At 33.8% G+C, this 727-nt stretch carries 1 protein-coding gene; it reads left to right on the forward strand.

The features are described 5' to 3' along the window. Positions 1-727, forward strand: a 727-nt coding sequence (locus IEY78_RS33805; RefSeq protein WP_229700343.1) for an RNA-guided endonuclease InsQ/TnpB family protein, incomplete at both ends; no start/stop codon positions are given.

A 727-nucleotide genomic window follows, 5' to 3' on the forward strand; every position in this document is an offset into this window, starting at 1 on the left:
TAAGCAAAAAGAAAAATGGAAAAATTATGTTGATAACCTACAAACAAAAGCTCTACACCAATGATAAGACTAAGCATATAGACACACTATTAAGTCGTTATGGTGTGCTGTATAATCATTGTATCGCCTTGCACAAACGCTATTACAGGCTTTTCAAAAAGTATCTAAAACTTTACGATCTGCAAAAACACATCACCAAGCTAAAAAAGACCCATCGTTATGCTTTTTTAAAAACCCTAGGCTCACAAACCCTGCAAGATTTGACTGAGAGGATAGACAAAGCGTTCAAAAAATTCTTTAACAAACAAGCCAAACTGCCACGATTCAAAAAAGTAGCCAATTACAAGTCTTTCACTTTTAAGAGCAAAATTGACAAAAAGACAGGATTGAATAAGGGAGTGGGGTTTGAGATAAAAGACAATGTTGTTTCTTTTAATGGTTATAGCTACAAGTTCATCAAAACTTATGCGTTTATAGGAAAAATAAAAACTTTAACCATTAAGAGAGGCAACACAGGCGATTATTTCTTGTGTCTAGTCTGTGAATTAGAAAACAATCCTAACAAGCAAACCGCATGCGATAAGAGCGTGGGTTTTGACTTTGGATTAAAGACTTTTTTGACAGGATCTGATCACACTAAGATAGAATCGCCTTTGTTTTTCTCTAAATACTTGCCTTTAATCAAACGACTTAGTAGAAACCTTAGTAAAAAATTAAGGGTTCTAAT

The sequence above is a fragment of the Streptomyces kronopolitis genome (assembly GCF_014646275.1).
GTDB classification, from domain to species: Bacteria; Actinomycetota; Actinomycetes; order Streptomycetales; family Streptomycetaceae; genus Streptomyces; species Streptomyces kronopolitis.